Here is a 26587-nt window from a genome sequence, read left to right as displayed (position 1 = left end):
GATGATGAGCGACGCGCTGTCCCCCCAACCCACAACGCCTGCAGCCCCTGCAGGCCCTGCCACCCCCCTGGCCTCTGCCGCTCCTGGCGCCCGCATCATTGCGGTGACCAGCGGCAAAGGCGGTGTGGGCAAGACTTTCGTATCGGCCAACCTGGCCGCCGCCCTCACCCGCCGAGGCCAGCGCGTGCTGGTGCTCGACGCCGACCTGGGCCTGGCCAACCTGGACGTGGTGCTGAACCTGCACCCCAAGATCACCCTGCACGACGTGTTCACCGGCAAGGCCGCACTGGACGACGCCGTGATCGCCGCGCCCGGTGGCTTTGACGTGCTGCTGGCCGGTTCGGGCATGGTGGAGTATTCGCGCCTCACGCCCGAAGTGCGCAACCAGTTCCTGAACGTGATCCAGGCGCTCACGCCGCGGTATGACGTGGTGCTGCTCGATACCGGCGCGGGCATCTCCGACGTGGTGCTGTTCTCGGTGTCCCTGGCCTCCGAGGTGCTGATCGTGGCCACGCCCGAGCCCACTTCGCTCACCGACGCCTACGCTGCCATCAAGGTGCTGGCCATGCAGCAAAAACGCCAGCATGTGCGCATGGTCATCAACCAGGCGGCGCGTCCGGGCGACGGCCGCGCCATCACCAGCCAGCTGCAGCAGGTGCTCGACCGCTTTGTGAGCACCGAATCCGGTCGCCCCATGCGGCTGATCCACATGGGCGACATCCCGGCCGACACCTCGGTGCGCGACGCCGTGATGCGCCGCCAGCTGCTGCTGTTGCAGACCCCCGGCTGCCCGGCGGCACTGGCCATTGCCCAGCTGGCCAACAAGATCGAGTCCACACTGCTGTCGCCTGCGGCCTGACCCGAATACGCCGAGCGGCGCATGAGGCGCAGCCCGGCCACTGTGACCCACAGGCCCGCCAGCGGGCCTTTGTGCATTTTTACTGCCGTGAACACTACCGACACCGTCCTCAACATCTCCTGCTACAAGTTCGTGCCGCTGCCCGATGCCGCCGCGCTGCGCGATGTGCTGCATGAGCGTGCAGTGGCCGCCCATCTCAAGGGCACCATCCTGCTGGCCGAAGAGGGCATCAACTTCTTTCTGGCGGGCCCGGTCGACGCGGTGCGGGGTTTTGTGGCTCAGCTGCGTACCGACGAACGCTTTGCCGACCTGGAGCCCAAGGAGAGCTGGTCGGCCACGGTGCCGTTTCGCAAGATGCTGGTCAAGGTCAAGCGCGAGATCATCCGCATGGACCACCCCACCATCCGCCCCGCCGCAGGCCGTGCGCCTTCGGTAGACCCGGCCACGCTGCGCCGCTGGCTGGACCAAGGCCATGACGACGACGGCCGCGAAGTGGTCACGCTCGACACCCGCAACGCCTTCGAGGTGGACGCAGGCACGTTCGACAACGCCATCGACTGGCGCATCGACAAGTTCACCGAGTTTCCCCCTGCGCTGCGTGCGCACAAAAGCGAACTGCAGGACAAGACGGTGGTGAGCTTCTGCACCGGCGGCATCCGCTGCGAAAAAGCCGCCATCCTCATGCGCGAGGAAGGCCTGCCCCATGTCTACCAGCTGGAGGGTGGCATCCTGAAATACTTTGAGCTGACAGACGGCGCGCACTACCACGGCGGGTGTTTTGTGTTTGACGAGCGCCGCGTGCTGGACACCGGGCTCGCCATCGACACGCCTACAGCGGCTGCAGCCGCTACAGAAGGCGCTATCAAATAATGAGCTGCCAGCGTTTTATGTACTGGCGCTACAGCCCATTTTTATCTCCATATCACACTTTGATCACGCCTTGAAGCGGTGTTCCGGCAGGGGTATCCACTCCACCTCGCCCGGCACCTGGCCCATGGCCTGGGCCTCCCAGTCGCTGGCGGCCTGCACGATGCGGTCCTTGCGGCTGGAGACAAAGTTCCACCACATGTGGCGTGGCGCATCCAGCGGCTCGCCGCCAATCACCATCAGGCGCACGGCGCTCTCGCCCGCCGTCAGGCGCAGGGGCTGGCCGGGTTCCGCCACTGCCAGGATGTGCGCAGGCACCTCATCGCCGTTCAGCGACACGGGTGCATCCACGGTGTACACCGCCAGCTCGGGCACCAGCGCCGGAATCTCTATCGTGGCGCCGGCAGACAACTGAATGTCCAGGTACAAGGTGCGCGAATACGTGGCCACCGGCGAGGTCTGACCAAAGGCCTCGCCAATCAACACCCGCACGGTGGCGCCATCCACCAGCAGCTCCGGAATGGCCGCCGCAGGCGTGTGCACAAACGAGGGGTCGGCTTCCTCGTGGGCGGCCGGCAACGCAGCCCAAAGCTGGATGCCATGGTTCACATAAGCCTGGTTCGCCAGGCTCTCCGGGCGGCGCTCGGAGTGCACGATGCCGCGCCCCGCTGTCATCCAGTTGATGGCGCCGGGCTCGATCTGCTGCACGTAGCCCAGGCTGTCGCGGTGCATGATGGCGCCAGAGAACAAGTAGGTCACCGTCGCCAGGCCAATGTGCGGATGGGGCCGCACATCGTGGCTGTCGCCCGGTGCCACCGTCACCGGACCGAAGTGGTCGAAAAACAGGAAGGGCCCCACGGCCTTGCGCTGCACAGCGGGCAGCAGGCGGCGCACGGTGAAACCGCCGCCCAGATCCTTGGCATGGCCCGTGAGGGGCAGAAAGCTGGGGGTATCGCTCATGGTGCACGCTCCAACGAAGTGCTGATCTCGGTCGTCACCGTGGTCATCAGCTTGTGCACAGGGCATTTCTGCGCCACGGTTTCCAGCTCGGCGATCTGGGCATCGGTGAGATCACCGCTGACCTGCAGCCGGGTCGCGAGGCGGTAGACCCCCGTGCGTTCGGCCGATGCGTCGCGCTCGACCACGGTCAGCACATCTTCCACCGGCAGGCCCTTGCGGCGTGCGTACCACAATACCGTGAGCGCCTTGCAGGCCCCCAAGGCAGCGTCATACAGGTCGTGCGGGCTGGGGCCGCTGTCAGCGCCGCCCTCCTCCACACTGCCATCGGCCACGAGGTCGTGCGCGCGGATATGCACGGTCTGGGCCATGGGCGCGCCGGGGACGCGCCGCAATTCAACTGCCATGGGGTGTTCTCCTGGTTGTATTGGGGCGCGCCACTGTAGCGCCAAAAGTGGGCTTCGCCTTAACGGACGAGGCGGCGGGCCACGTCAGCCACGCGCTGGCCGAACTGCTTGCCCGTTTCCAGGTCGCCAGGGAACATCTCGGCGGCCGAGGCGTCGGACGGCGACTGGGACATGGCGCCACTGAACGAGCCGATCCAGTTCACATCGTTGCGCGTGGCCGCCTTGGAGTTGGCGGGCATCATGCCGTTGCCCACCCAGATGCCGCCGTGCTGCATGGCCAGGTGGAACATGTAGTCCAGCGTGATCTGCTTGTCGCCATTGGTGCTGGCGCTGTTGGTGAAGCCCGCGAACAGCTTGTCCTTCCAGGCCTGGCTGAACCAGGGCTTGGACGAGGCGTCGGCAAATTTCTTGAACTGCCAGCTGGGGCCCGCCATGTAGGTCGGCGAGCCAAAGATGATGGCGCTGGCAGCGGCCAGCGTTTCCCAGCCGCCTTCGGGCAGGTTGCCCTCTGCATCAATGGCGACCAGCTGGGCGCCTGCACCTTCCGCCACAGACTGCGCCAGGCGCTGCGTGTGACCATAACCCGAGTGGTAAACAACTGCGATGTGTGCCATGAGATAACTCCTGTTGAAACGATGAGGGAACGAGACCAGGGGAAAGAACCAAAAGAACTACCAACAGAACGACAACCAACGACGAGATTGAATGCCAGAACCTGCACCCCTGCGGGTTGCAGGCCCTTTCCATGCCAACCGGATCAACGGTCCGAGCGGCGTGCGTCCAGGCTCCAGGCGCCGGCGCCAAACGCTGCCAGGGCCAGCAGGCCGCCGGTCACGCCCACGTTCTTGAAGAACATGAGCTGCTGCATCATTTGCTTGTCAGCGGGCAGGTTCCAGTAGGCATGAAAGAAGAAGCTGGCCACCAGCGTGAAGAAGGCCAACGCCAGTGCGGCAAAACGGGTGCCCACGCCAAAGATCAGCGCCAGGCTGCCCAGCACTTCGACCGCCGCCGCAACAGCTGCCGCCACCGTGGGCATGGGCAGGCCCACCGAAGTGATGTAGCCCACGGTACCGGCAAAGCCGGTCAGTTTGCTGATGCCCGCAGGCAGGAACAGGGCGGCCAGCAGCAGGCGCGATGCCAGGGCCAGAGGGTTTTGCAGGGATGTGAACATGGTGAAGAACTCCTGAGTGAAAGTGGTTACGAGGTAAAGATCAGGCGGCCAGGTCAAACACCAGCACCTCGGCGTCGTGGCCATCGGTCAACGACAAGGTGGTTTCCTTTTCCATCAGCAGCGCATCGCCGCCCGACAGGGCCTGCCCGTTGGCGCTCAGCGCGCCACGCACCAGGTGCACATAGGTCTTGCGGGCGGGGTTCAGCGCCAGGGTGGCGGACTCGTCACCATCCAGCAAGCCCGCATACAAGGCTGCGTCAGCATGGATCTTCACCGAGCCCTGGGCGCCGTCGGGCGATGCCACCAGGCGCAGGGCGCCGCGCTTTTCCGACTCGGCAAAGGTCTTTTGCTCGTAGCTGGGCGGGATGCCGCGCACGTTCGGCTCGATCCATATCTGCAGAAAATGCGTGGTCTGGCCAGCAGCGTGGTTGAACTCGCTGTGCTGCACGCCGGTGCCTGCGCTCATGCGCTGCACGTCACCGGGCGGGATGCCCTTGACGTTGCCCATGCTGTCCTTGTGGGCCAGTTCGCCCGACAGCACGTAGCTGATGATTTCCATGTCGCGGTGGCCATGGGTGCCAAACCCGGTGCCCGGCGCAATGCGGTCTTCGTTGATGACCCGCAGGTTGCCAAAGCCCATGTGGGCAGGGTCGTAGTACCCGGCAAACGAGAAGCTGTGGAAGGAATTGAGCCAGCCATGGTCGGCGTGGCCCCGGTCTTGCGATTTACGAACAGTCAGCATGTGAGTGCTCCTTTCAAGACTCGACTGTAGGACCGCAGCCACCTCTACGGGCACAGACGGATTGATGGCACTGTTCAAATAATCTGAATTAACATGGCGCCACCATGCAAAACGCCCGCGATGTCCTCACCCCCGATGCGCTGACCATGCTGCAGGTGATTGCCGAGGCTGGCAGCTTTGCCGCCGCCGCACGGCAACTGGGCCTGGTGCCCAGCGCCCTCACCTACCGCGTGCGTCAGATCGAAGACGCACTGGACGTGCTGCTGTTCGACCGCAGCGCACGCCAGGCCCGCCCCACTGAGGCCGGGGTGGAGCTGCTGCGCGAAGGCGCGCGCCTGCTGCAAGACATCGACGCCGTGGCCCACCGCGTGCGCCGCGTGGCCACGGGCTGGGAGCCGCAGCTCACGCTGTCGGTGGACGGCATCATTTCGCCCCACACCCTGCTGGAGCTGGTGGACGCGTTCTACGCCATGAAGCCCCCGACGCGGCTGAAGCTGCGCGACGGCATCATGACCGGCACGCTGGAGGCGCTGACCTCCGGCCGCGCAGACCTGGCCATTGGCGTTTCGGTGGCCAGCAACAACGTGGCCGGCCTGCAGCAAGGGCTGCTGGGTGACGTGCTTTTCATCTACGTGGTGGCGCCCCATCACCCGCTGGCCACCGCGCCCGAGCCCATCTCCGACGCCACGCTGCTCGAACACCGCGCCGTGGCCGTGGCCGATTCGGCCACCCGGGGCGGCGCCACCATGGGCCTGCTGGGTGGGCAGGATGTGCTGACGGTGGACACCATGCAGGCCAAGGTGCGCGTGCAGTTGCGCGGCCTGGGCGGCGGTTTTCTGCCCGAACCCATGGTGCGCCCCTACCTGGAAGCCGGGCGCCTGGTGGCGCGCCGCGTGGCCCGGCCCGAACGCAACGTGCGCGTGCACTACGCCTGGGGTGGTCCTGGCTTCACCGCACCCGGCCGCGCGCTGCAGTGGTGGCTGAACCAGCTGCAAAGTCCCGCCACACGCCGCGCTCTGCTGGAAAACCACCATCATTTGTGACCCTGATCAAGTGCGCACAGGCCGGCACCGCGTGTAGAGTGGTTCCTGTTGGTTCTGCATCGCATTTCTTTTGCCGACCGTCACCGAAAGGCCTCCCATGAGCAAACCTGATCCTCTCCCCGCCAAACGGCTCCGACGCACCAGCGCCCCGATCCCTGCGGCCTCCGCAGCGCCCGCCACCCCAGTCACCCCCTCCGGCAAACCGCAGCGCCACTTCGCCATCATCGGCGCAGGCATGGCGGGCATTGCCTGCGCCCGTACCCTGGTCCAGGCCGGCCACCGGGTGACGGTGTTCGAAAAATCCCACCAGGCCGGTGGCCGCACCGCCACCATCGACAGCCCCTTTGGCAACTTTGATGCCGGCGCCCAATATTTCACCGTGCGCGACCCGCGTTTTGCCCGCGCCATCGACACCGTGCCCGGCATCTGCAAGCGCTGGAGCGCCAATTCGGTCCAGGTGCTGGACGCTGCAGGCCGCGTAGCCGCGGTGGGCCTGCCCCACCGCGAGGCCCATTGGGTGGCCAGCCCGGGCATGCAGTCGCTGGTCACCACCTGGGCCGCCCCCCTGGTTCAGGCAGGCCAGCTCATCACCCACACCCGCGTCACCCGCATCGAACCCGACGCCGTGAACGCACCAGGCTGGCAATTGCGCACCGAAGGCGCCGGCGGCGAGCAACATGTGTACGCAGGCTTCGATGCCGTGCTGCTGGCCCAGCCCTCCGTGCCTGCGCAGGCCCTGATTTCCGGCTCCGGACTCGACTCCCCACTGGCCGACGCCATGTCCAAGGTGGCCATTGCCCCCTGCTGGACCCTGATGCTGGCCTACCCCCAGGCCGTGCGCCCGGGCCTGACCACACTGGGCCCGCAATGGAACGCCGCGCGCAGCACCCACCACCGCATTGCCTGGCTGGCGCGCGAGTCGTCCAAGCCGGGTCGCAATGTGGTGGAGCGCTGGACGGTGCAGGCCAGCCCCGCCTGGTCGGCAGAACACCTCGAAGACGACGAAGCCCGCGTGCAGGCCAAGCTGCTCAAGGCATTTGCCGAGGTCACCGGCATCCGGGCCGAGCCCGCGCATGCCGACACCCGCCGCTGGCGCTATGCGCAGACCACCCACCCGCTGGGCAAGAGCCACCTGTGGGACGCCAAGGCCGGCCTGGGTGCGTGCGGAGACTGGTGCCTGGGGCACCGGCTGGAAGATGCCTTTGTGTCGGGCCTGGAACTGGCACTTGCCGTGGCATGACGGGGGGCGTGGGCGCAAAGCCGCACGACAAGGGCAGCTCCGCAGTACGCGTTGAAGGGCGCTATGTGGGGCGGTTTGCCCCCTCTCCCACGGGCCCGCTGCATGCGGGCTCTCTGGTGGCCGCGCTGGCCAGCTGGCTGGACGCACGCGCACACAACGGCCGGTGGCTGGTACGCATGGAAGATGTGGACCAGCCCCGCTGCGTGCCGGGGGCTGACACCTTCATCCTGCAGCAGCTGGCCGCCTGTGGTCTGCACCCCGATGCCCCGCCTCAGTGGCAGTCTGCGCGCAGCGGGCTGTACCAGCATGCCCTGGACCAGCTGGTGGCGCAGGGCGATGCCTATCCCTGCGCCTGTTCACGCAAGGACGTCGAAGACGCCCATGCCGCGCAGGGCCATGCGCGTGAACGCCATGCCGCACTGCCCTACCCCGGGACCTGCCGCCATGGGCTGCATGGCCGCACAGGGCGTTCCTGGCGCTTCAATGTGACAGACTTCAAGCCAAAACAGCCGATAGCGCTAGTGGATCATGCCTGGGGTGCTACATATTCAGTAGCGGACGGGCTACTGCAGTGGCACGACCGCCGCCTGGGCCGCCAGCAGCAACAGGTTGCAACCGCCGTGGGCGACTTTGTGCTGCGCCGCGCAGACGGGCTGTGGGCCTATCAGCTGGCGGTGGTGGTGGACGACGCCGACCAGGGCATCACCGATGTGGTCCGGGGCGAGGACCTGGCCGACAACACGCCCCGCCAGATCCTGCTGCAGCAGGCCCTGGGGGTGCCCACACCGCGCTACCTGCACACCCCCCTGGTGTGCGGGGACAACGGCGAAAAACTCTCCAAACAAAACGGCGCGCAGGCGCTGGAACTGCAGAACCCGTTGGTGGCTCTGTCGCACGCTGCGCTGGCACTGGGCCTGCCCGCTGTGGCAAATCTGCACAACATTTGCATACCCGACGCACTGGCACAGTGGGTGGTGGCGTGGCGACGAAACTACAATGGCCCACCGTGACCGAATTGACCACAGCTTCCGCCCCCGCCAGTGCTGCGCCTGCCGCAGCCGCCGTCCCTACAACGCCCGCCGTGCAGGGCTCTGCCCCCGCCGGTGTGACCCACCCCAAAACCATCAAGAGCTTTGTGCGCCGCGCCGGCCGCACCACCACGGGCCAGGCCAAGGCCTTTGAGGACTTCGGCCCGCGTTTTGTGCTGCCCTACACCCCCGCCCCGCTGGACGCCACCGCCGCCTTTGGCCGCAGCGCCCCGCTGGTGCTGGAGATCGGCTTTGGCATGGGCGAGGCCACGGCCCATATCGCCCGCGTGCGGCCTGATGACAACTTCCTGTGCTGCGAGGTGCATGAGCCCGGCGTGGGTGCCCTGCTCAAGCGCATTGGCGAGCAAGAGCTGACCAACATCCGCATCCTGCAGCACGACGCTGTGGAGGTGATCGACCACATGCTGCCGCCCGGCGTTCTTGACGGTGTGCACATCTTCTTCCCCGACCCCTGGCACAAGAAAAAGCACAACAAGCGCCGCCTGATCCAGCCCCCGCTGGTGGCCAAGCTGGCTGCACGCCTCAAGCCGGGCGGCTACCTGCATTGCGCCACCGACTGGCAGCCCTACGCCGAGCAAATGCTGCAGGTGCTGAGCGCCGAACCCCTCCTGCAAAACACCGCAGACGGCTTTGCACCGCAACCCGACTACCGCCCGCTGACCAAATTCGAAAACCGGGGCCTGCGACTGGGCCATGGGGTGTGGGACGTGGTGTTTGTGCGCCGTAACTGACCCCACGACATGCCCCGATCGGCCCGCACCACACCGCCTATGAAACCCATCCTGCAAAACCTGGTGGAGATGACTGGCCACCGCGACCACTTGCGGCTGGAGGTATCGGTGCTGTCCACGCTGCAAAAGCTCAGCAGCATCATCGAGGTGCGGGCCCTGGAGCTGTTCACGGACGGTGGCGTGCCCCATGTGCGCCCCCGCACCTGGGTGGACAGCGGCCAGCTCGTGTCCACCGACTCCGAAGCCGCCGCCGACCCCCGCCGCGAGCCGCTGGACCAATACCCCGCGCTGCGGGACTGCGTGGACAGCCATGGCGAAAGCGCGCTGGCCTCGCCCCGCCGGGGCCGCCATGTGCTGTGGCTGCCGGTGTGGATGCATGACAAGGTCAGCACCTGCCTGGAGATCACGCAGTCGCGCCCGTTCTCGGCCCACAAGCTCGACGTGCTCATGGGCGTGTTTCAGGTGTACCAGAACTACCAGAGCCTGCTCGACTACAGCGAGCGTGATGCGCTCACCGGCCTGTTCAACCGCAAGACGTTTGACGAGCAGTTCTCCCGCTACACCATGAGCGGGCTGGCCAGCCGGACGGGCGCCGTTACCGAGTCTTTTGCGGCCGAGGAAACCGCAGTGGCCAGCGACAACGAACCCGTGCAGCAATGGCTGGCGGTGGTGGACATCGACCACTTCAAGCAGGTCAACGACCGGTTCGGCCACCTGTATGGCGACGAGGTGCTGATCCTGATCGCCAACATCCTGCGCAGCTCTTTCCGCAGCCATGACCGCATCTTCCGCTTCGGCGGCGAGGAGTTTGTGGTGCTGCTGCGCTCCACCACACTGAGCACCGCCCACAAGGTGTTCAACCGCTTCCGGCTGGCCGTGCAGGAGTACCATTTCCCGCAGGTGGGCCAGGTCACGGTGAGCCTGGGCTTTGTGAGCACCACGCGCGGCTCGCCCGTAGAGATTCTGGGCCAGGCCGACCAGGCGCTTTACTACGCCAAGGAACATGGCCGCAACCAGGTTTGCTTCTATGACGATCTGGTGGCCAGCGGTCAACTGGCAACCAAGGTCGCCAACGACGACGTCGAGCTGTTCTGACCGGGCCCGGCCCCATGGCCATATGGCCCGCTGTCCGCTTCAACAAGGCTGGCCCGCGCAAGAAGTCATTGCCCCATCGTCCACCATAGGGCGTCTTTCCCCTCTCAGCCCAGCGACGCCAGAATGGCCTCCACATTGACCTCGTCGCGCTGCGCAGGCGTCAGAAAGCGCTCTGCGTAGTCGCGCCACACGCCGCTGGTCAGGAAGAAGCGGAACACCTCGGCATCGATGTGACGCTCGCGCACCATGTGGGTCATGATCTTGAGCGACTCGGACAAGGTCTTGGGTGGCTTGTAGGGCCGGTCGGCCGCAGTCAGCGCCTCAAAGATATCGGCCAGGGTCATCACCCGGTCGGCCAGCGTCAGCTCTGGCGCCTTCAGACGCCGGGGGTAGCCGGTGCCGTCCAGCTTTTCATGGTGGGACCCGGCAATCGACGGCACGCGCGCCAGGTGCGGCGGAAACGGCAGACCGCTGAGCATGATGATGGTCTGCACGATGTGGTCGTTGATCTTGAAGCGGTCTTCGGCGGTGAGCGTACCCCGCTGGATGGACAGGTTGTGCAGTTCGCCCAGGTGCGCCTCGTAGGGCGGCAACACCATGTCAAAGCCCCAGCGATTCGCGGGGTTGCCCGCCTCCACCGGCGGCTTGCGTGTGCCCCAGGGCACGATGTGCTCGGGCCGGTCGGCCAGCAGCGGCTCGTTGGCGGGCAAGGGGCGCACCGGCACGCTGGAAAGCCGCAGCATCTCGGCGGCCGACAGGCCCAGGCGGTCGTCAAAATGCCGTTGCCATATCTGGCGGCCAACGGCCTTGAGGCGGGCAATGTCCGCCTCGGCCATGAATTCGCCCCCCACATTGCAGCGGGCTACAAAGGCAAAGTCTTCCTGCAGTTGTTCGCGCCGCTGCAGCAACTCACGCTGCAGGCGCACCGGGTCCACGCCGGACACATGCTGCTTCCAGTAGTCCAGCTCAGCGTCCCGCCACAACACCTCAAAGCGCATGCGCACCTCGTGAATGCGGTTGTAGAGCGTTTCCAGCTTGGTGGCCTTGTCGATGATGTGCTCGGGGCTGGTGACCTTGCCGCAGTCATGCAACCAGGCCCCCAGGCGGAATTCGTAGCGCTCGGCATCGGTCATGGCCACCTGGGCAAACGGGCCGTCCTTGGCCGCACACATGCGGTCCATCAGCGCCTCGGCCAGCTCCGGCACGCGCTCGCAATGGCCACCGGTGTAGGGGCTCTTGGCGTCGATCGCGTCGGCCAGCAGGCGGATGACAGCATCGAGCAGCTTCTTCTGGCCTTCGATCAGGCTGCGCGTCTCGATGGCCACCGACAGCGTGCCCGACAACTTCTCGACAAACGCCCGGAAATGCGCGTCGTCCTGCGTCTGGTCCGCGATGTAGCGCAGCACCAGCAGACCCAGGGGCTGCCCGTCACGGGTGCGCAGCTGCACCCGCAGCACACGCGCGGGCTCGGTGTCGTCGTCGTCTTCGTGCTGGTCGCCCGGTTGGGGCTCGGTATGGTTGATGAAATGCACCATGGCCAGGTGCTCGGGGTAGCGCGACTGCTGCTCCGGGTCTTCGCAATGGCGGGCCGCGCGCAGCAAGCCGGTGCGTTGCGGGTCCACCAGGTACACCGCACCGCCGGTGCAACTGGTGGCGCGCACCAGCTCGTACAGCACGCTCGACAGCATCAGGTCGGTGCGCGACTCGGCGCTGATGTGGTGGGTGATGTGCAAGAACTCCTGGATGGTGTCGGACATGCGGTCCATCACTTGCCCCAGGTCGCGCACCTCGCGCACCGGCGACACCCGCCGTTCGGGCCGCCGGAAATCAAACCGCGCCAGCGCCCGGGCCTGCAACGCCAGCCCGAACAGACTGCGCCCCACGCGCCGGCCGGCCAGCCAGCCCAACGGCAGCATCAGGCCGATGAGCGACACCGACAGCCACACCTGCTGGCGCAGGTTGTTGTTCACCTCGGCCAGCAGCTCCTTGGTAGGAATCGCCATCAGGATCTGCAGCCCCTGCCAGCGCATCGATGCCAGCGGCAGCGAACGGCCCAGCCATTCCTCGCCGTCGGCCTGCAGGCGGCGTGACTCGCCATCTTTCAGGCCCAGCGCCTGCAGCGCATGCAGGCTGGGCACACCCAGATCGTCCAGGGCACGCAGCCGCAGGCCCGGCGTGTTGCCATCACGCAGTAGCACGCGTGACATATCGGGATAGGCCAGCACGCGGCGGTCCTTGTCCACCACCGCGATCTCGGTGCGGGGCATCAGGCGCAGGCCACTGATCTCATGTCCCAGGTCGGTCAGGGCCACGTCCAGGCCAATCACCGCACGCCCGTCCTCGCTGGGCTGGCTCAGCGTGATGCCCACCTCCTGCGTGGTGAAGAACACATAGGGTGCCGTGAGGATCTGGGTGTTCTGCTCCAGCGCCTCGGCGTACCAGGGGCGGGTACGGGGGTCGTAGCGGTATTCCGGGCGCACGGCCGAGTCGATCAGCCGCAAGTCTGCGTCGTAATAACTCCAGCGCCCCACCATGCCCGCCAGCCCACGCTCGCGCGCCATGGACTGCACCAGGTACGCCGTTTTGGGCGGTGCATCCAGCCGCACCCGCAAGGCCTCGTTTCGCACCGGCCGCACCAGCAAAAACTGCCCGTCCGGGTAACCGATGAACACCGCCGACAGCAGCGGGTTCTGCTCCAGCAGCCGCGCCAGTACAGGCAGGCGCCGCAGCCGCGCTGGCAGGGTGGACGCAGAGGCCACCGGGTCGAACGCCAGCAGGCGGATGGTGGCATCGGCCGGGTCCACGATGCGATGCACCCGTTCGGCAATGAGCTGGCTGATGCGCTGCGCACTCTCGTCCGATGCCGCAATGATGGCCTGGCGCGCGCTGGTGCTGACCTGGTACACCAGCAACGCTGTCAACAACAGCATGGCGGTGACCACCACGGTGGCGATCAGGACCTCAAAGGGGATGGTGATGCGGCGCCACCATGGCAGGTGGCCGCCTTGGCCCACCGAAGCAGCGCCCGTACCGCGAAGCACAGCGGACGGCGGCGGGTCTTGGGGGCTGTCGCGCAGGGTGTCCATGCGCTGCACTTTAGGGTGAAAGCTGGCGTTCCGTCACCCTCTTTTTGGCAGCCATGGCTGCCACACCACAGCGGCTGGTGCCGCTGTGGTGACAGGTACATCAGCCCAGTTGCTGCGTGACCCAGCCTGTCACCGAAGCCAGTGCTGCGGGCAGTTTGGACGCGTCCGTGCCGCCAGCCATGGCCATGTCGGGCTTGCCGCCGCCCTTGCCGCCGACTTGCTGGGCGACAAAGTTGACCAGTTCGCCCGCCTTGAGCTTGCCCACGCTGTCGGCGGTGACGCCCGCGGCGATCTGCACCTTGTCGCCATCCACGGCGGCCAGCACGATGGCAGCGGTCTTGAGCTTGTCCTTGAGCTTGTCCATGGTGTCGCGCAGGGTCTTGGCGTCGGCACCCGGCAGCGCCGCAGCCAGCACTTTGAGGCCCTTCACCTCCACCGCCTGGCTCACCAGTTCGTCACCCTGGCTCGAGGCCAGCTTACCCTTCAAGGCAGCCACTTCCTTTTCGAGCGCGCGGGCGTTGTCCAGCGCTTGGCTGATGCGGCCGTTGAGCTCGGCCACCGGCGCCTTGAGCGTGCTGGCGGCCTGGTTCACGGTGTCTTCCAGGTTCTGCAAGTACGCCAGTGCGTTGGCGCCGGTCACGGCCTCAATGCGGCGGATGCCAGCAGCCACGCCACCCTCGCCCACCACCTTGAACAGGCCGATGTCGCCCGTGCGCTGCACGTGTGTGCCGCCACACAGTTCGCGGCTGGTGCCGATGTCGAGCACGCGCACGGTTTCGCCGTACTTCTCGCCAAACAGCATCATGGCGCCGGTCTTCTGGGCCGACTCGATGTCCATCACGCGCGCTTGCGTGGGCTGGTTGGCCAGGATTTCTTCGTTCACACGGCGTTCGATCTCGCGGATTTCAGCCGCCGTCACGGCGCCGTTGTGTGTGAAGTCGAAGCGTGTGCGGTCGGCATTGACCAGGCTGCCCTTTTGCTGCACATGGCTGCCCAGTACTTCGCGCAGGGCCTTGTGCATGATGTGCGTGACCGAGTGGTTGCGCATGATGGCAGCGCGCACGGCGGTGTTCACCTGGGCCTGCACCGTGTCACCCACGTTCAGCGTGCCCTCTTCGAGCGTGCCGTGGTGGCCAAACACATCGGCCTTGATCTTGAGCGTGTCACCCACCGCAAAGCGTGCCGAGCCGCTGGTGATGACACCTTCGTCACCCACCTGGCCGCCGCTTTCGGCATAGAACGGGGTGGTGTCCAGCACCACCACGCCGTTTTGGCCGGCTTTCAGTGCTGCAGCGCTAGTACCGTCTACATAGATTGCTACGATTTTTGCAGTCTCTGCGAGGTGTTCGTAGCCCGTGAACTGGTTGGCGGCACCGGTGTACTCCAGCGCCTTGTCCATCTTGAACTTGCCAGCAGCGCGGGCCTGGGCCTTCTGCTTTTCCATGGCGGTCTTGAAGCCTGCCTCGTCCACTTCCACGTCGCGCTCGCGGCACACGTCGTTGGTCAGGTCGAGCGGGAAACCATAGGTATCGTGCAGCTTGAACGCCACGTCGCCAGGCAGCACCTTGGCGCCGCCATCCAGTGCCGTGTCCAGAATTTCCATGCCGTTGGCCAGCGTTTCGAAGAAGCGCTCTTCTTCCACCTTGAGCACCTCGGTGATGCGCTGCTCCTGCTCGCGCAGGGACGGGTAGGCATCGCCCATCACACGCACCAGGTCGGCCACCAACTTGTGGAAAAACGGCGTCTTCTTGCCCAGCTTGTAGCCGTGGCGGATGGCGCGGCGCACGATGCGGCGCTGCACGTAGCCGCGGCCTTCGTTGCTGGGGATCACGCCGTCGCTCACCAGGAAGGCGGTGGCACGGATGTGGTCAGCGATCACACGCAGGCTCTTGTTGTTCAGGTCGGCCACGCCGGTCTCGCGGCCAGCGGCCTTGATCAGCGCATCGAACAGGTCGATCTCGTAGTTGCTGTGCACGTGCTGCAGGATGGCGGCCAAGCGCTCCAGGCCCATGCCGGTGTCCACGCAGGGCGCGGGCAACGGGGTCACGGCGCCGGTTTCGTCCATGTTGAATTGCATGAACACGTTGTTCCAGATCTCGATGAAGCGGTCACCGTCTTCATCGGGGCTGCCGGGCGGGCCACCGGCAATGTGCGGACCGTGGTCGTAGAAAATTTCGCTGCACGGGCCGCAGGGGCCGGTGTCGGCCATCATCCAGAAGTTGTCGGACTTGTAGCGGCCGCCCTTGTTATCGCCGATGCGGATCACGCGCTCGGGTGGCAAGCCGATTTCCTTGGTCCAGATGTCGTAGGCCTCGTCGTCTTCCTGGTAGACCGTGGCCAGCAGGCGCTCTGGCGGCAGCTTGTAGACCTCGGTCAGCAGCTCCCAGGCCCACTTCAGCGATTCGCGCTTGAAGTAGTCGCCAAACGACCAGTTGCCCAGCATTTCAAAGAAGGTGTGGTGGCGCGCGGTGTAGCCCACGTTTTCCAGGTCGTTGTGCTTGCCACCCGCACGCAGGCAGGCCTGAACTGACACCGCCCGGTTGTACGAGCGCTTGTCGGTGCCCAGGAACACGTCCTTGAACTGCACCATGCCCGAGTTGGTGAACATCAGCGTGGGGTCGTTACCAGGCACCAGAGGGCTCGACGGCACCACGGTGTGGCCCTTGGAGACGAAGAAGTCCAGGAAGGACTTGCGGATGTCAGCGACAGAAAAAGTGGGAGTGCTCATGGTGTTGTGGAGTGGTTGCACGCAGCAGGCAGGCCGCAGGACCCGCGCCTGCGCGCTGCCTGTCGCTGCCCCTATGGGGACCAACCTTTCATTATAGGTTTGCAGTCTGGCGGTCCGTGGCGGGAGGGCGACAGGGCGGAGGTAGGTGCCTCCGATCCATGCGCCAACGAATGCGGAAAAATCCGCTTGCGCGCTTTAAATATCTTGTTAATATATTAATAACTTCAACCCGACCACCGATCCAAGGAGTCCCTCGTGAACCCACAACCCCGCTGGCAAGGCATCTTCCCTGCCATCACCACCAAGTTCCACGCCGACGAGTCCATCGACGCCGAGGGCACAGCCCGCCACATCGACTTCCAGATCCGCAACGGCATCCACGGGCTGGTCACCTGCGGTTCTCTCGGCGAAGCCAGCACCCTCACGCTGGAGGAAAAGCTCCAGGTCGCCAAGATCGCCCTCGAAGCTGCTGACGGCCGCGTACCAGTGCTCGCCAATGTGTCCGAAACCAGCACCCGCGAAGCCCTGCGGTACATCGACGGCGGCAACAAGCTCGGCGTGGCCGGCTACATGGTCATGCCCTCGGTGATCTACGTGGCCGACGCCCGCGAGGCCATGGCCAATGTGCGCGCCATGGCGGGTGCCGCCCAGCGCCCCCTGATGGTCTACAACAACCCTGTGGCCTACCGCGTGGACCTGAAGCCCGAGCACATGGTGGAGCTGGCCGACTGCGAGTGGATCGCCGCCATCAAGGAAAGCACCGGCGACATCCGCCGCATCACCGACCTGCGCAACACCGTGGGTGACCGCTACCAGCTCTTCCTGGGCGTGGACGACCTGGCTTACGAAGGCCTGGCCCTGGGCTGCGACGGCCTGCTGGCCGGCGTGGGTTGCGCCTTCCCGCGCGAAACCGTGGCGCTGTACGACCTGATGAAGGCTGGCAAATTTGCCGAGGCGCTGCCGCTCTACCAGTGGATGACGCCCATGCTGCACCTGGATGTGTCCAACAAGCTCGTGCAGAACCTCAAGCTCATCGATGCGCTGGTGGGTGTGGGCACCGAACACATGCGCCGCCCCCGCCTGCCCCTGGTGGGCGACGAACGCGCATTTGTCGAGAGTGTGGTGCGCAAGGCCCTGGCCACGCGCCCTACAAAATACCAGTCTGTCGCCTGAGACACTGAGCGCCCTACTCCACCACCACAGCACCATGCAACGCATCCACGTGATCGACTCCCACACGGGCGGCGAGCCGACCCGGCTTGTCATCGACGGTTTCCCGGACCTGGGCACCGGCACCATGGCCGAACGGCGTGCGCTGCTGGCCGAGCGCCACGATGCCTGGCGGGCCGCCACCGTGCTGGAACCGCGTGGCAGCGACGTGGTGGTGGGGGCGCTGCTCTGCGCGCCGCAAGACCCGGCCAACGCAGCGGGCGTGATCTTCTTCAACAACAGCGGCTACCTGGGCATGTGTGGCCACGGCACCATCGGGCTGATCGCATCGCTCGCCTACCTGGGCCGCATCACCCCTGGCGAGCACCGCATCGAAACCCCGGCGGGCACCGTCACCACCACCCTGCACACCGATGGCTCGGTCAGCGTGCGCAATGTGCCGGCCTACCGCCTGCACCATCAGCTGGCGGTGGACGTACCCGGCCATGGCCGCGTGGTGGGCGATGTGGCCTGGGGAGGCAACTGGTTCTTCCTGATCTCTGACCACGGCCAGCGTGTAGCCAGTGACAACCTGGAGGCGTTGATGGCCTACAGCTGCGCCGTGCAGCAAGCCCTCAAAGACCAGGGCATTCGGGGCGACAACGGCGGCGAGATTGACCACATCGAGCTGTTTGCCGACGATGACCAGGCCGACAGCCGTAACTATGTGCTGTGTCCCGGCAAGGCCTATGACCGCTCGCCCTGCGGCACGGGTACCAGCGCAAAGGTGGCCTGCCTGGCGGCTGACGGCAAGCTCGCACCGGGCGCACTCTGGCGCCAGGCCAGCATCATCGGCAGCCAGTTCGAGGCCAGCTACACGCTGCAGGACGATGGCAAGGTCATCCCCACCTTGCGGGGCCGCGCGCACATGAGCGCCGACGCTACTTTGCTGATTGAAGACAAGGACCCCTTTGCCTGGGGCATCCGGCTTTAACCCGACCCTGCTGCACCCGCGCCCCATGCAACACACCGATGTCCTTGTGATTGGCGCTGGCATCGTGGGTGCCGCCTGCGCCCATGCGCTGGTGTTGGCCGGGCTGTCGGTGCGTGTCATCGATGCGCGCCTCGGCGGCGCTACGGCAGCGGGCATGGGCCACCTGGTGGTGATGGACGACAACCCGGCAGAACTGGCGCTGAGCCAGACATCGCTGGACCTCTGGCACGCCTGGGCGCCCCACATGGACGCGGGCTGCGCGTTCACCCCTTGCGGCACGCTCTGGCTCGCTGCCAACGATGCCGAACTGCAGGCTGCGCATGACAAACGCACCACCCTGCAAGCGCATGGCATCGCCTGCGAGATGCTCGACGCCACCGCCCTGGCCCGCGCAGAACCCGCACTGCGCCCCGGTTTGGCGGGCGCGCTCAAGGTGCAGGGCGACAGCGTGGTCTATGCCCCGCGCGCAGCCCAGTGGCTGCTGGACCAGGCCGCAGCCCACGGGCGCCTTGTGTTGGAGCAAGCCGAAGCCCTGCAGATCGACGGCCACACGGTCACTCTGCGCGATGGCAGCCAACGCAGCGCAGGCGCCATCGTGCTGGCCAGTGGCATCCACGCCCCACGGCTGTGCCCCGGCCTGCCGCTGCGCCCCAAAAAGGGCCACCTTGTCATCACCGACCGCTACCCGGGCACCGTCCACCACCAACTGGTGGAGCTGGGCTACATCACCAGCGCCCACCACAGCGATGGCACCTCGGTGGCCTTCAACGTGCAGCCCCGGCCCACGGGGCAGCTGCTGATCGGCTCGTCGCGCGAGTTCGACACCACCGCCCCCGCCGTCAACAACGGCGTGCTCGCGCGCATGCTGCAACGTGCGCTCGACTACCTGCCCAGCCTGGCCGACCTCAACGCCATCCGCACCTGGACCGGCTTTCGCGCCGCCACGCCCGACAGCCTGCCGCTGATTGGCGCGCACCCCGAACACCCGCACCTGTGGCTGGCCGTGGGCCATGAAGGGCTGGGGGTAACCACCGCCCCGGCCACCGCGCAGTTGCTGGCGGCCCAGATCGCAGGGGGCACCCCGGCGATCGACCCCACGCCCTATGCACCTGCCCGCTTTGCGGGTCTGAGCGCACCATGACCCCATCCAGAACACCCGCCCTGGTGCACATCGTGGTGAATGGCACCCCCTCGCTGGTGCCCCCAGGGACCAGCGTCGCCGCCGCGCTGGCGCAGCAAACACCCGGCACCACACGCACCTCTGTCACCGGCGCGGCGCGGGCACCACTGTGTGGCATGGGTGTGTGCCACGAATGCAGGGTCCGCATCCACGGCCGCACACGCCTGGCGTGCCAGACGGTCTGCACCGAGGGCATGTCGATTCATACCGATGTCGGCACAGCACCCGGGAGCGCCACGCCATGAACCAGCCCGTGACCCCATCCATGACCGAGCAACACTCGGCGCACGAGCGCTGCGACATCCTCATCATCGGCGCTGGCCCTGCAGGTTTGGCGGCCGCCCTCGCTGCCGCATCCAGCGGGGCCGCGATCACCATCGTGGACGACAACCCGCAGCCCGGCGGGCAAATCTGGCGCGACGGCCCTCAGGTGATCTTGCCCGCCCTGGCGCAACAGCACCGCGCGGCGCTGGCCCGGCACACCAACATCCGCCTGCTGCCTGGCACCCGCGTGGTGGGCCTGGGTGATTCCCAACCCGGCGACAAAGCCCCGGCCCTGCTGCTGGAAGACGCTGACCGGGGCTGGACCCAGCACAGCCACCGCATCGTGCTGTGCACCGGAGCCCGCGAGCTGCTGCTGCCCTTTCCGGGCTGGACGTTGCCCGGTGTGACCGGTGCGGGCGCCTTGCAGGCCCTCATCAAGGCAGGGCTCGACGTGCGCGGCCAGCGCATCGTCATTGCAGGCACTGGCCCTCTGCTGCTGGCCGCTGCCACCACCGCCAACAAAGCGGGTGCCACCGTGGTGCGCGTGGCGGAGCAGGCGCCGTGGAGCGCGCTCGCTGGCTTTGCAGCGCAACTGCCGCGCTGGCCTGCCAAGGCGTTGCAAGCCCTCACGCTGCTTCACACGCAGTTGCGCGCCAGCAGCCATGTGCTGGAAGTCCAAGGCACCACGCAGGTGCAAACAGTGAGGCTGCGCAAAGACCAACACGCCGAAGAAACCATGGCCTGCGACCGCGTGGCCTGCGGGTTCGGGCTGGTGCCCAACACCCACCTGGGGCAGATGCTGGGCTGCACACTGGGCGGGCCGCTGAGCGGTGGCCAGGGCCTGGCTGTCGATGCCCACATGCGCACCAGCGTGCCCGGTGTGTTCGCCGCGGGTGAAGCCACCGGCTTTGGCGGCAGCGAACGTGCACTGGTTCAGGGCGCGATGGCAGGCCATGCTGCGGCGGGACAGGTGCAACAGGCCCAGGCGCTGCGCCCCCAGCTGGCACGCTGGGAGCGCTTTGCGCAGGCGTTGCAGGCTTCTTTTCCACTGAACGAAGCACTCAAAACCCTGGCGCAGCCCGGCACCCTGGTGTGCCGCTGCGAAGACGTGCCCTACGCTGCACTGGCCGATCGCAACGGCTGGATCGATGCCAAGCTCCACACCCGCTGCGGCATGGGCGCGTGCCAGGGCCGCATTTGCGGCGCTGCCGCACAGCACCTGTTTGGCTGGAAGCCTGCGCCCCCACGGCATCTGCTGGCGCCCACACGCATTGGCACGCTGGCCGCCTGCACGCCCGCGCCCACCACCAGCGCTCAGCGCGAGCCCGCAGCTCCCTCGGGCTGACGCGCGCGCAGCCGTTTTCTCCCGTCCTTCCTTTCAGGGCTTACCCGCACCCAGCAGGCATCCATCTTGCTTTTAAATATATTTGTTAGATATTAAAAAGCACAAGGCTTTTCTTTCATTGCCGCGCCCTCCTCCCCAGGAACCCCATCATGCCCACACCCAACAGTCCACCCGCCCCGCACTCTCCGGCGCCGCGCGCTCCCGTCCGCTGGGTGCTGGCGTTGTCCACGCAGGTTCTGCGCATGGAGCGGCATCTGCTCACCGCCCTCATGACGTTGTTGGTGCTGCTGATCCTGCTCAACGTCGTCACGCGCTACACCGGCATGCCCATCTACTGGGTGGACGAGGCGGCGGTCTACACGGTGGTCTGGCTGACCTTTTTGGGCGCCTCGGTGATGACGCGGCTGCGCATGGACTTTGCTGTGACCATGCTGACCGACCACCTCGGCGCGCGGGGCGCCAAGGCATTCAAGGTAGTGGCCACGTCCGGCGTGCTGCTGTTTGGCCTGGCCATGCTGGTGATGTGCTGGGTGTGGATGGACCCCATCGGCATTGCGCGCTACGGCTTTGACGCCAAGGAGTTTGCCGCCGAGAGCTTCAACTTCATCTACACCGAGCGCACCCAGACGCTGAACTGGCCCACCTGGGTGCTGCAACTCATCCTGCCGATCTTCTCGGCCACCTTCAGCGTGCATGCACTGGCCAACCTGTTCGAAGACATGGGAGCCGCAGAGCGTGTGCAGCACGCGGGCTTCGACGTAGTCAACGCCGACGCCGTGAACTGAGCGCCCCTGCGCCCGCAAAACCCACCAGAGCCCGACCATGATCACCACCCTGTTCTTCCTCGCCGCCTTGATGGTGGGTGTGCCCATCGGCGTATGCCTGTGCCTGTCAGGCGCGGTGTACATCCTCAGCATCGGCAGCCCGGTGCTGTTCCAGTCGTTCCCCATGCAGATGTTCGGCGGGGTGGACAGCTATGGCCTCATCGCCATCCCGCTGTTCATCCTGATCGGCGAGATCATGAACAGCGGCGGCATCACGCGGCGGCTGGTGGACCTGTCCATGGCCTTCATCGGCTCCGTCAAAGGGGGGCTGGCCTACGTGAACATCCTGGCCAACATGCTGGTGTCATCCATCATCGGCTCGGCCACCGCGCAGGTGGCCATCATGTCGCAAGTCATGGTGCCCGAGATGGAAAAGCAGGGCTACGACAAGACCTTTGCGGCGGGCCTCACGGTGTACGGCGGCATGCTCGGGCCCATCATCCCGCCCTCGGTGATGTTTGTGGTCTACAGCGTGCTGGCCCAGGTGGCCGTGGGCGACATGCTGATTGCCGGCATCCTGCCCGGCGTGCTGCTCACCGTGCTGTTCTTTGTCGTGATCGCGCTCATGGGCTTTGTCTACAACTACCCGCGCAGCGAAAAGCGCACGCTGGCCCAGCGCGCGCGCACCGTGGTGCAGGCGAGCCCCACGCTGCTGATCCCCATCATCATCGTGGGCTCCATCCTGAGTGGCCTGGCCAACCCCACCGAATCGGCCGCCGTGGGCGCGCTGGCCTCGGCCCTGGTGGGTCGCTATGTGACCAAGGAGTTCCGGTTCAGCGCCATGCCCGCCATCCTGCTGCGCTCGGCCATTTACTCCGCCATCGTGCTGTTTCTGGTGGCGGCAGCGGCCGTGTTCTCGTGGTTGCTAATCTACGGCAAGGTGCCTCAGATGGTCGCCGCCTGGGTGCAGACCGTGGCTCACGACCCGGTCACCTTCTTGCTGCTCACCAACGTCATCCTGCTGGTCATCGGCACGGTGATCGACGGCATCCCCGGTCTCATCATGACCGCCCCCATCCTGCTGCCGATTGCCACCGAGGTCTATCACATCGACCCGCGCCATTTTGGTGTGGTGATCGTCGTCAACCTGGTGCTGGGGCTGATGACCCCACCCGTGGGTCTGAGCTTTTTTGTCGCGTCAGCCGTCACCGGGGCCAAGCCCGGAAAGATGTTCATCGTCACGCTGCCGTTTTTCATCATCAGCTGCGTGGCGCTGGTGATGTTGTCGCTGTTCCCCAGCCTGTCGCTCGGTTTGCTCAAGTAGACCGCCGCCCAGCAAATCTCCCGTCCCCTCCCAAATTTCTTTCACACGGAGTTCACCATGACGACCCAGCCCGCCCACACCCCCGCTGTCACCCGCCGCCATTTCATCCAGCGCCACGCCGTGGCCGCTGCCACCGTCACGGGGCTGGGCTTTCCGGCCCTGGTGCGTGCCGCCGACGCCAAGGAGTTTCGCCTGGGCCTGATCACGCCCGCAGGCCACTCATGGAACCGCGCTGCCGTGCAGTTTGGCGAGGCGCTGAAGAAGGAAACCGATGGCCGCCTGAGCGTCACGGTCTTCCACTCGGGCCAGCTGGGCAACGAGGCGGCGATGATGCAGCAGCTGCAGTCCGGCGCGCTCGACATGGGCTGGATCCAGGCGGCCGAGCTGGGCTCGCGCGTGTCCAGCATCGCGGCCATCAACGCACCGTACCTCGTGCGATCCACCCCCGCAGTGGCCAAACTCGTCAAACACCCCTCCGCCACCAAGCTGCTCGAAGTGCTGCCGCGCGAAACCGGCACCATTGGCCTGGGCTGGGGCATTACCGGCATGCGCGCCGTGTTCTCCACCAAGGACATCAACGTGCCCACCGACATCAAGGGCATGAAGCTGCGCATCAACCCCACGCCCGTGTACCGCGACTTCTATCAAATGCTCGGCGCCGCGCCCACGCCCATCCCCACGCCCCAGGTGTTCGACGCCATGAGCAACGGCCAGGTGGATGGGCTGGAGGCGGACATCGAGTTCTCGTGGAACCAGCGCTTCGACAAGGTGGCCAAGGCCCTGCTGCAGATGAACGCCCTGTTCATGCCGTTCGCGCCGCTGGTCTCCGGCCGCATATGGCAAGGGCTGGATGCCAAGGACAAGGACATCATCCGCAAGCTGGTGGCCCAGTCGCTGGATGCGCAGATCAACGACATCGTGACCACCGAGGCCGGGCTGATCGAGAAGTTCAAGGGCACGTCCATCGCCTTCAAGACGGCATCGTCGTTCAACCCCGACGGCATCATCCAGGAGTTCGACAAGCTGTGGCTGCCCAAGGCGCCGCAGATTGCCGAGCTGCGCAAGGCGGGCGCCAGCCTCTGACAGTCCGCAGGGGTCACCGGGGCCGCATCCCATAAGATGCGGCCTCCCGCAACGTCCTTCACTTCCGATGACACTCCGCCGCCCCTCCCCCCAGCAAGACCCCGCGCCCAAGCGGCGCGCGGCGGACGTGGCCTACGACGCCATCGAGACCATGATCTCCACGCTGCAGCTGCAGCCCGGCAGCCCTGTGGTGGAGGCCGAGATCGCCGAGAGCACGGGCCTGGGCCGCACACCGGTGCGCGAGGCGCTGCTGCGCATGGTGTCCATCGGGCTCATCGTGCAGCAGCCCCGGCGCGGCTTGCTGGTGTCACACATCGATCTGGCCGACCACCTGGACGTGATCCAGACCCGCCGCGTACTGGAGCGCCTGCTGGCCTCCAACGCCGCACGCCGCGCCACCGCGCCGCAGCGCCAGGCCATCGTGCGCTGTGCGGAGAACATGGTGCAGGCCGCGGCGCGCGGCCACCTCGACGACTACATGCTGGCCGACCATGAGCTGGACCTCGTCACCCACCAGGCCAGCCAGAACCACTCGGCCGTCAAATGCGTGCAACCGCTCATCGTGCAGTGCCGCCGCTTCTGGTACGCCTACCAGCACGAGGGCGAGGTGTCAGAGGGTGCCCGCGCGCACATGCAACTGGCGCAGGGCATTGCCAGTGGCGACGAAGCCCAGGCCGTGGCGGGCGCGGAGCAGCTGATGGAGTACCTGGAGCGCTTTGCGCGGCGCATCATCGACCGCTAGGGACCCTCTGCACGAATCTCGCTGGCCAAGTGAGCGCAGCGGATCGGGAGGGGTTGCAAGGCGCAAAACGCAGCAATAGCCGTAGCTATTGCGAGTATTTGCAACGCAGCAGACCGCCCGAGCCCGCTGATGCACACGACGCGGTGATTCGTGCAGAGGGTCCCTATGGACCAGCCCCCCGGGCCACGGGCAGCTGCGTCAATCACTATCTATTTGATAGCAATCCAGGCATATTGCACTAGCGCATCCGCCCCAAAACGCTTCAAACCGCGTACTCAGGCCAGGGAACTGCCCTGTTCCGCCACCTGCTGGCCCATCTCGATGCGCTGCTCCAGAAAGCGCCACATCCGCTCGTCCTGGCTGAACGCCACGTTAAACCGCAGCCAGCCCGTAGGCCGGGGCTCCACCAGAAACAGCTGACCCGGCCCGAGCATGATGCCCGCACCGGTGGCCTCTTTCGACAGCTCGGCACTGTCGGGCAGGTCGGGGTGCCGGGCCCACAGGTACATGCCCGCCTCGGGCTCGTGGAACAGCTCGAACCCCAGGTTCAGCAAGCGCCGCCCCACCGTGCGGTGCGCCTCGGCCAGGCGTTCGCGCAGCGACTTGAGGTGCTTGCGCCAGCGTCCATCCGTCACTACACCAAACGTGATGCGCTCGGTGATCTCTGACGAGGTCAGGCCCGAGATCATCTTGAGCTGCACCAGCTCGTCGAGCAGGTCACGCCGCGCCGCCAGAAAGCCGGTGCGCAGATTGGGCGAAATCGTCTTGGAGAAGCTGCCCAGGTAGATCACGCGGTTGAGCTGGTCCAGGCTGGCCAGCGAGGGACGCACACCGGGGTCCATGTCGGCGTAGATGTCGTTCTCCACCAGCATGAAGTTGTGCTGCTCGGCCAGTTGCAGCAGCCGGTGCAGGTGCGCCACCGATGCCACCGAGCAGGTGGGGCTTTGCAGGCGCGGCTGCGTGAAGAACACCGTGGGCTGGCGCTCGGCCAGCAGGGCCTCCAGGGCGGGCAGGTCGTAGCCGGTGGCGGTGCGCGGCACACCCACCACTTGCGCTCCCGCAAAGCGCAACATGAACAGCAGGTTGGGATAGCCGGGGTCGTCCACCAGCACCACATCGCCAGGCTTGACGAGGCGACGCGCCACCAGGTCCAGCGCCTGGCTGGAGCCCTGCGTGAGCAGCACCTGGTCGGCGTCCACCGCCAGATGGTGTTCGGCCAGCGACTCGGCCACCACCATGCGCAGCGCCATGTGGCCGTGCGGCAGGCCATAGCCGTCCAGCTCGGGCCCATCGGACGACAGCTGGCGCATGCTGCGTTTGACCGCATCGCCAAACAGCCAGTCGTGCGGCAGCCAGCCGCAGCCCGGTTTCATGGGCAGGTTGCGGTTTTCAAAAATTTGTTTGAGGTACCAGCGCGCATCAAAACGGGGCACGGCCCGCTCGGGCGCACCAGTGCCGGGCGCAGCGCCCTCGTCGCCCCGCCGCTTCACAAAAAAGCCTGCATTGGCCCGCGACACCAGCCAGCCCTGCGCCACCAGGCGGTCGTAGGCCTCGACCACGGTGAACACGCTCACCCCGTGCGCAGCAGCAAAAGCGCGGATGGACGGGAGTTTGCTGCCGGGTTTGAGCACCTGCCCGGCGATGAGCCCCCGCAGACCATCGACGATCTGGCTGACCAGAGGTGTCTGGAGGTCGGGGCTGAGAGTGAGCATCAGGGGAGCAAAAAAGGGGGCGAATTGTGCACTGGGTTGGCGCACACCAAATCAG

Annotated in this window: 24 protein-coding genes; 16 read left to right on the top strand and 8 right to left on the bottom strand. The window is 66.2% G+C overall.

Going from position 1 to position 26587, the window contains the following annotated elements:
- Positions 1–4: 4 nt before the first annotated feature.
- A complete protein-coding gene (locus ASD75_RS08085) occupies positions 5–859 on the top strand; it encodes a MinD/ParA family protein (protein ID WP_056745138.1) in 855 nt (284 codons plus the stop codon).
- Positions 860–946: 87 nt separating this feature from the next.
- Complete coding sequence (locus ASD75_RS08080) at positions 947–1729, top strand: sulfurtransferase (RefSeq protein WP_056745135.1); 783 nt, start codon at positions 947–949, stop codon at positions 1727–1729.
- A gap of 63 nt (positions 1730–1792) precedes the next feature.
- Here ASD75_RS08080 and ASD75_RS08075 read toward each other — a convergent pair whose 3' ends face one another.
- The 5 genes from ASD75_RS08075 to ASD75_RS08055 form a co-directional block, all read right to left on the bottom strand.
- Positions 1793–2686 (bottom strand): pirin family protein, encoded by an 894-nt coding sequence (locus ASD75_RS08075; protein WP_056744605.1) that lies wholly within the window; start codon positions 2684–2686, stop codon positions 1793–1795.
- Positions 2683–3090, bottom strand: a complete 408-nt coding sequence (locus tag ASD75_RS08070; RefSeq protein ID WP_056744603.1) for an OsmC family protein — start codon at positions 3088–3090, stop codon at positions 2683–2685. The genes ASD75_RS08075 and ASD75_RS08070 overlap by 4 nt, the downstream gene beginning before the upstream one ends.
- Before the next feature lie 59 nt (positions 3091–3149).
- Positions 3150–3704, bottom strand: a complete 555-nt coding sequence (locus ASD75_RS08065) for a flavodoxin family protein (RefSeq protein WP_056744601.1) — start codon at positions 3702–3704, stop codon at positions 3150–3152.
- Positions 3705–3847: 143 nt separating this feature from the next.
- Positions 3848–4261 (bottom strand): DoxX family protein, encoded by a 414-nt coding sequence (locus ASD75_RS08060; RefSeq protein WP_056744599.1) that lies wholly within the window; start codon positions 4259–4261, stop codon positions 3848–3850.
- Between the two features lie 40 nt (positions 4262–4301).
- Positions 4302–5003 carry a pirin family protein gene (locus ASD75_RS08055; RefSeq protein WP_056744597.1) on the bottom strand — a complete coding sequence of 234 codons (702 nt, stop codon included), beginning with the start codon at positions 5001–5003 and terminating at the stop codon, positions 4302–4304.
- A 104-nt stretch (positions 5004–5107) separates the two neighbouring features.
- Here ASD75_RS08055 and ASD75_RS08050 point away from each other — a divergent pair, with 104 nt between their 5' ends.
- The 5 genes from ASD75_RS08050 (at position 5108) to ASD75_RS08030 (ending at position 10161) form a co-directional block, all read left to right on the top strand.
- Positions 5108–6046 carry a LysR family transcriptional regulator gene (locus tag ASD75_RS08050; protein WP_056744595.1) on the top strand — a complete coding sequence of 313 codons (939 nt, stop codon included), beginning with the start codon at positions 5108–5110 and terminating at the stop codon, positions 6044–6046.
- Between the two features lie 235 nt (positions 6047–6281).
- A complete protein-coding gene (locus ASD75_RS08045; protein ID WP_056744593.1) occupies positions 6282–7286 on the top strand; it encodes an NAD(P)/FAD-dependent oxidoreductase in 1005 nt (334 codons plus the stop codon).
- Positions 7287–7294: 8 nt separating this feature from the next.
- Positions 7295–8296: a tRNA glutamyl-Q(34) synthetase GluQRS gene (gluQRS, locus tag ASD75_RS08040; protein ID WP_156400973.1), complete on the top strand. Its 1002-nt coding sequence runs from the start codon at positions 7295–7297 to the stop codon at positions 8294–8296.
- Positions 8293–9066, top strand: a complete 774-nt coding sequence (trmB, locus tag ASD75_RS08035) for a tRNA (guanosine(46)-N7)-methyltransferase TrmB (RefSeq protein WP_056744589.1) — start codon at positions 8293–8295, stop codon at positions 9064–9066. Before gluQRS ends, trmB begins: the two co-directional genes overlap by 4 nt.
- 39 nt (positions 9067–9105) lie before the next feature.
- Positions 9106–10161: a GGDEF domain-containing protein gene (locus tag ASD75_RS08030; RefSeq protein WP_056063179.1), complete on the top strand. Its 1056-nt coding sequence runs from the start codon at positions 9106–9108 to the stop codon at positions 10159–10161.
- Between the two features lie 104 nt (positions 10162–10265).
- On the opposite strand, the gene ASD75_RS08025 is transcribed toward ASD75_RS08030, so the two are convergent.
- Positions 10266–13247 carry an HD domain-containing phosphohydrolase gene (locus ASD75_RS08025; RefSeq protein ID WP_056744587.1) on the bottom strand — a complete coding sequence of 994 codons (2982 nt, stop codon included), beginning with the start codon at positions 13245–13247 and terminating at the stop codon, positions 10266–10268.
- Positions 13248–13347: 100 nt separating this feature from the next.
- On the bottom strand, positions 13348–15975 hold the full coding sequence (alaS, locus tag ASD75_RS08020) for an alanine--tRNA ligase (protein WP_056744585.1): 2628 nt from the start codon (positions 15973–15975) through the stop codon (positions 13348–13350).
- A gap of 255 nt (positions 15976–16230) precedes the next feature.
- Between alaS and ASD75_RS08015 the strand changes: the two genes are divergently transcribed.
- The 9 genes from ASD75_RS08015 (at position 16231) to ASD75_RS07975 (ending at position 24820) form a co-directional block, all read left to right on the top strand.
- Positions 16231–17148, top strand: a complete 918-nt coding sequence (locus ASD75_RS08015) for a dihydrodipicolinate synthase family protein (RefSeq protein WP_055398099.1) — start codon at positions 16231–16233, stop codon at positions 17146–17148.
- Between the two features lie 34 nt (positions 17149–17182).
- Positions 17183–18118 carry a 4-hydroxyproline epimerase gene (locus ASD75_RS08010; RefSeq protein WP_056744583.1) on the top strand — a complete coding sequence of 312 codons (936 nt, stop codon included), beginning with the start codon at positions 17183–17185 and terminating at the stop codon, positions 18116–18118.
- A gap of 25 nt (positions 18119–18143) precedes the next feature.
- Entirely contained in the window at positions 18144–19259 is a 1116-nt protein-coding gene (locus ASD75_RS08005) for an FAD-binding oxidoreductase (RefSeq protein ID WP_056744581.1), read from the top strand.
- Positions 19256–19543 carry a 2Fe-2S iron-sulfur cluster-binding protein gene (locus ASD75_RS08000; RefSeq protein WP_056744579.1) on the top strand — a complete coding sequence of 96 codons (288 nt, stop codon included), beginning with the start codon at positions 19256–19258 and terminating at the stop codon, positions 19541–19543. Before ASD75_RS08005 ends, ASD75_RS08000 begins: the two co-directional genes overlap by 4 nt.
- Positions 19540–20907, top strand: coding sequence for an FAD/NAD(P)-binding oxidoreductase (locus tag ASD75_RS07995; RefSeq protein WP_235511574.1), 1368 nt, complete (start codon positions 19540–19542; stop codon positions 20905–20907). Before ASD75_RS08000 ends, ASD75_RS07995 begins: the two co-directional genes overlap by 4 nt.
- Positions 20908–21056: 149 nt before the next feature.
- Positions 21057–21692 carry a TRAP transporter small permease gene (locus tag ASD75_RS07990; protein WP_056744575.1) on the top strand — a complete coding sequence of 212 codons (636 nt, stop codon included), beginning with the start codon at positions 21057–21059 and terminating at the stop codon, positions 21690–21692.
- 37 nt (positions 21693–21729) lie between these two features.
- Complete coding sequence (locus ASD75_RS07985) at positions 21730–22995, top strand: TRAP transporter large permease (protein WP_056744573.1); 1266 nt, start codon at positions 21730–21732, stop codon at positions 22993–22995.
- A 57-nt stretch (positions 22996–23052) separates the two neighbouring features.
- The gene (locus ASD75_RS07980) at positions 23053–24078 is read left to right on the top strand and encodes a TRAP transporter substrate-binding protein (RefSeq protein ID WP_056744571.1); all 1026 of its coding nucleotides are present in this window, start codon (positions 23053–23055) and stop codon (positions 24076–24078) included.
- Between the two features lie 67 nt (positions 24079–24145).
- Positions 24146–24820, top strand: coding sequence for a GntR family transcriptional regulator (locus ASD75_RS07975; RefSeq protein ID WP_056744569.1), 675 nt, complete (start codon positions 24146–24148; stop codon positions 24818–24820).
- Positions 24821–25095: 275 nt separating this feature from the next.
- On the opposite strand, the gene ASD75_RS07970 is transcribed toward ASD75_RS07975, so the two are convergent.
- A complete protein-coding gene (locus ASD75_RS07970) occupies positions 25096–26532 on the bottom strand; it encodes a PLP-dependent aminotransferase family protein (RefSeq protein ID WP_056065047.1) in 1437 nt (478 codons plus the stop codon).
- Between the last annotated feature and the right edge of the window lie 55 nt (positions 26533–26587).

The sequence above is a fragment of the Acidovorax sp. Root568 genome (assembly GCF_001427445.1).
In the GTDB taxonomy this organism is placed as follows: Bacteria; Pseudomonadota; Gammaproteobacteria; order Burkholderiales; family Burkholderiaceae_C; genus Acidovorax; species Acidovorax delafieldii.
Note: the sequence above shows the minus strand (reverse complement) of the source record. Positions and strands in the feature narration are given on the sequence as shown.

Coding starts and splice junctions, on each gene's coding strand:
- ASD75_RS08085 (WP_056745138.1), top strand. CDS start 5: ATGAGCGACGCGCTGTCCCCCCAACCCACAACGCCTGCAGCCCCTGCA.
- ASD75_RS08075 (WP_056744605.1), bottom strand. CDS start 2,686: ATGAGCGATACCCCCAGCTTTCTGCCCCTCACGGGCCATGCCAAGGAT.
- ASD75_RS08070 (WP_056744603.1), bottom strand. CDS start 3,090: ATGGCAGTTGAATTGCGGCGCGTCCCCGGCGCGCCCATGGCCCAGACC.
- ASD75_RS08065 (WP_056744601.1), bottom strand. CDS start 3,704: ATGGCACACATCGCAGTTGTTTACCACTCGGGTTATGGTCACACGCAG.
- ASD75_RS08060 (WP_056744599.1), bottom strand. CDS start 4,261: ATGTTCACATCCCTGCAAAACCCTCTGGCCCTGGCATCGCGCCTGCTG.
- ASD75_RS08055 (WP_056744597.1), bottom strand. CDS start 5,003: ATGCTGACTGTTCGTAAATCGCAAGACCGGGGCCACGCCGACCATGGC.
- ASD75_RS08050 (WP_056744595.1), top strand. CDS start 5,108: ATGCAAAACGCCCGCGATGTCCTCACCCCCGATGCGCTGACCATGCTG.
- ASD75_RS08045 (WP_056744593.1), top strand. CDS start 6,282: ATGGCGGGCATTGCCTGCGCCCGTACCCTGGTCCAGGCCGGCCACCGG.
- ASD75_RS08030 (WP_056063179.1), top strand. CDS start 9,106: ATGAAACCCATCCTGCAAAACCTGGTGGAGATGACTGGCCACCGCGAC.
- ASD75_RS08025 (WP_056744587.1), bottom strand. CDS start 13,247: ATGGACACCCTGCGCGACAGCCCCCAAGACCCGCCGCCGTCCGCTGTG.
- alaS (WP_056744585.1), bottom strand. CDS start 15,975: ATGAGCACTCCCACTTTTTCTGTCGCTGACATCCGCAAGTCCTTCCTG.
- ASD75_RS08010 (WP_056744583.1), top strand. CDS start 17,183: ATGCAACGCATCCACGTGATCGACTCCCACACGGGCGGCGAGCCGACC.
- ASD75_RS08005 (WP_056744581.1), top strand. CDS start 18,144: ATGCAACACACCGATGTCCTTGTGATTGGCGCTGGCATCGTGGGTGCC.
- ASD75_RS08000 (WP_056744579.1), top strand. CDS start 19,256: ATGACCCCATCCAGAACACCCGCCCTGGTGCACATCGTGGTGAATGGC.
- ASD75_RS07995 (WP_235511574.1), top strand. CDS start 19,540: ATGAACCAGCCCGTGACCCCATCCATGACCGAGCAACACTCGGCGCAC.
- ASD75_RS07990 (WP_056744575.1), top strand. CDS start 21,057: ATGCCCACACCCAACAGTCCACCCGCCCCGCACTCTCCGGCGCCGCGC.
- ASD75_RS07985 (WP_056744573.1), top strand. CDS start 21,730: ATGATCACCACCCTGTTCTTCCTCGCCGCCTTGATGGTGGGTGTGCCC.
- ASD75_RS07980 (WP_056744571.1), top strand. CDS start 23,053: ATGACGACCCAGCCCGCCCACACCCCCGCTGTCACCCGCCGCCATTTC.
- ASD75_RS07975 (WP_056744569.1), top strand. CDS start 24,146: ATGACACTCCGCCGCCCCTCCCCCCAGCAAGACCCCGCGCCCAAGCGG.
- ASD75_RS07970 (WP_056065047.1), bottom strand. CDS start 26,532: ATGCTCACTCTCAGCCCCGACCTCCAGACACCTCTGGTCAGCCAGATC.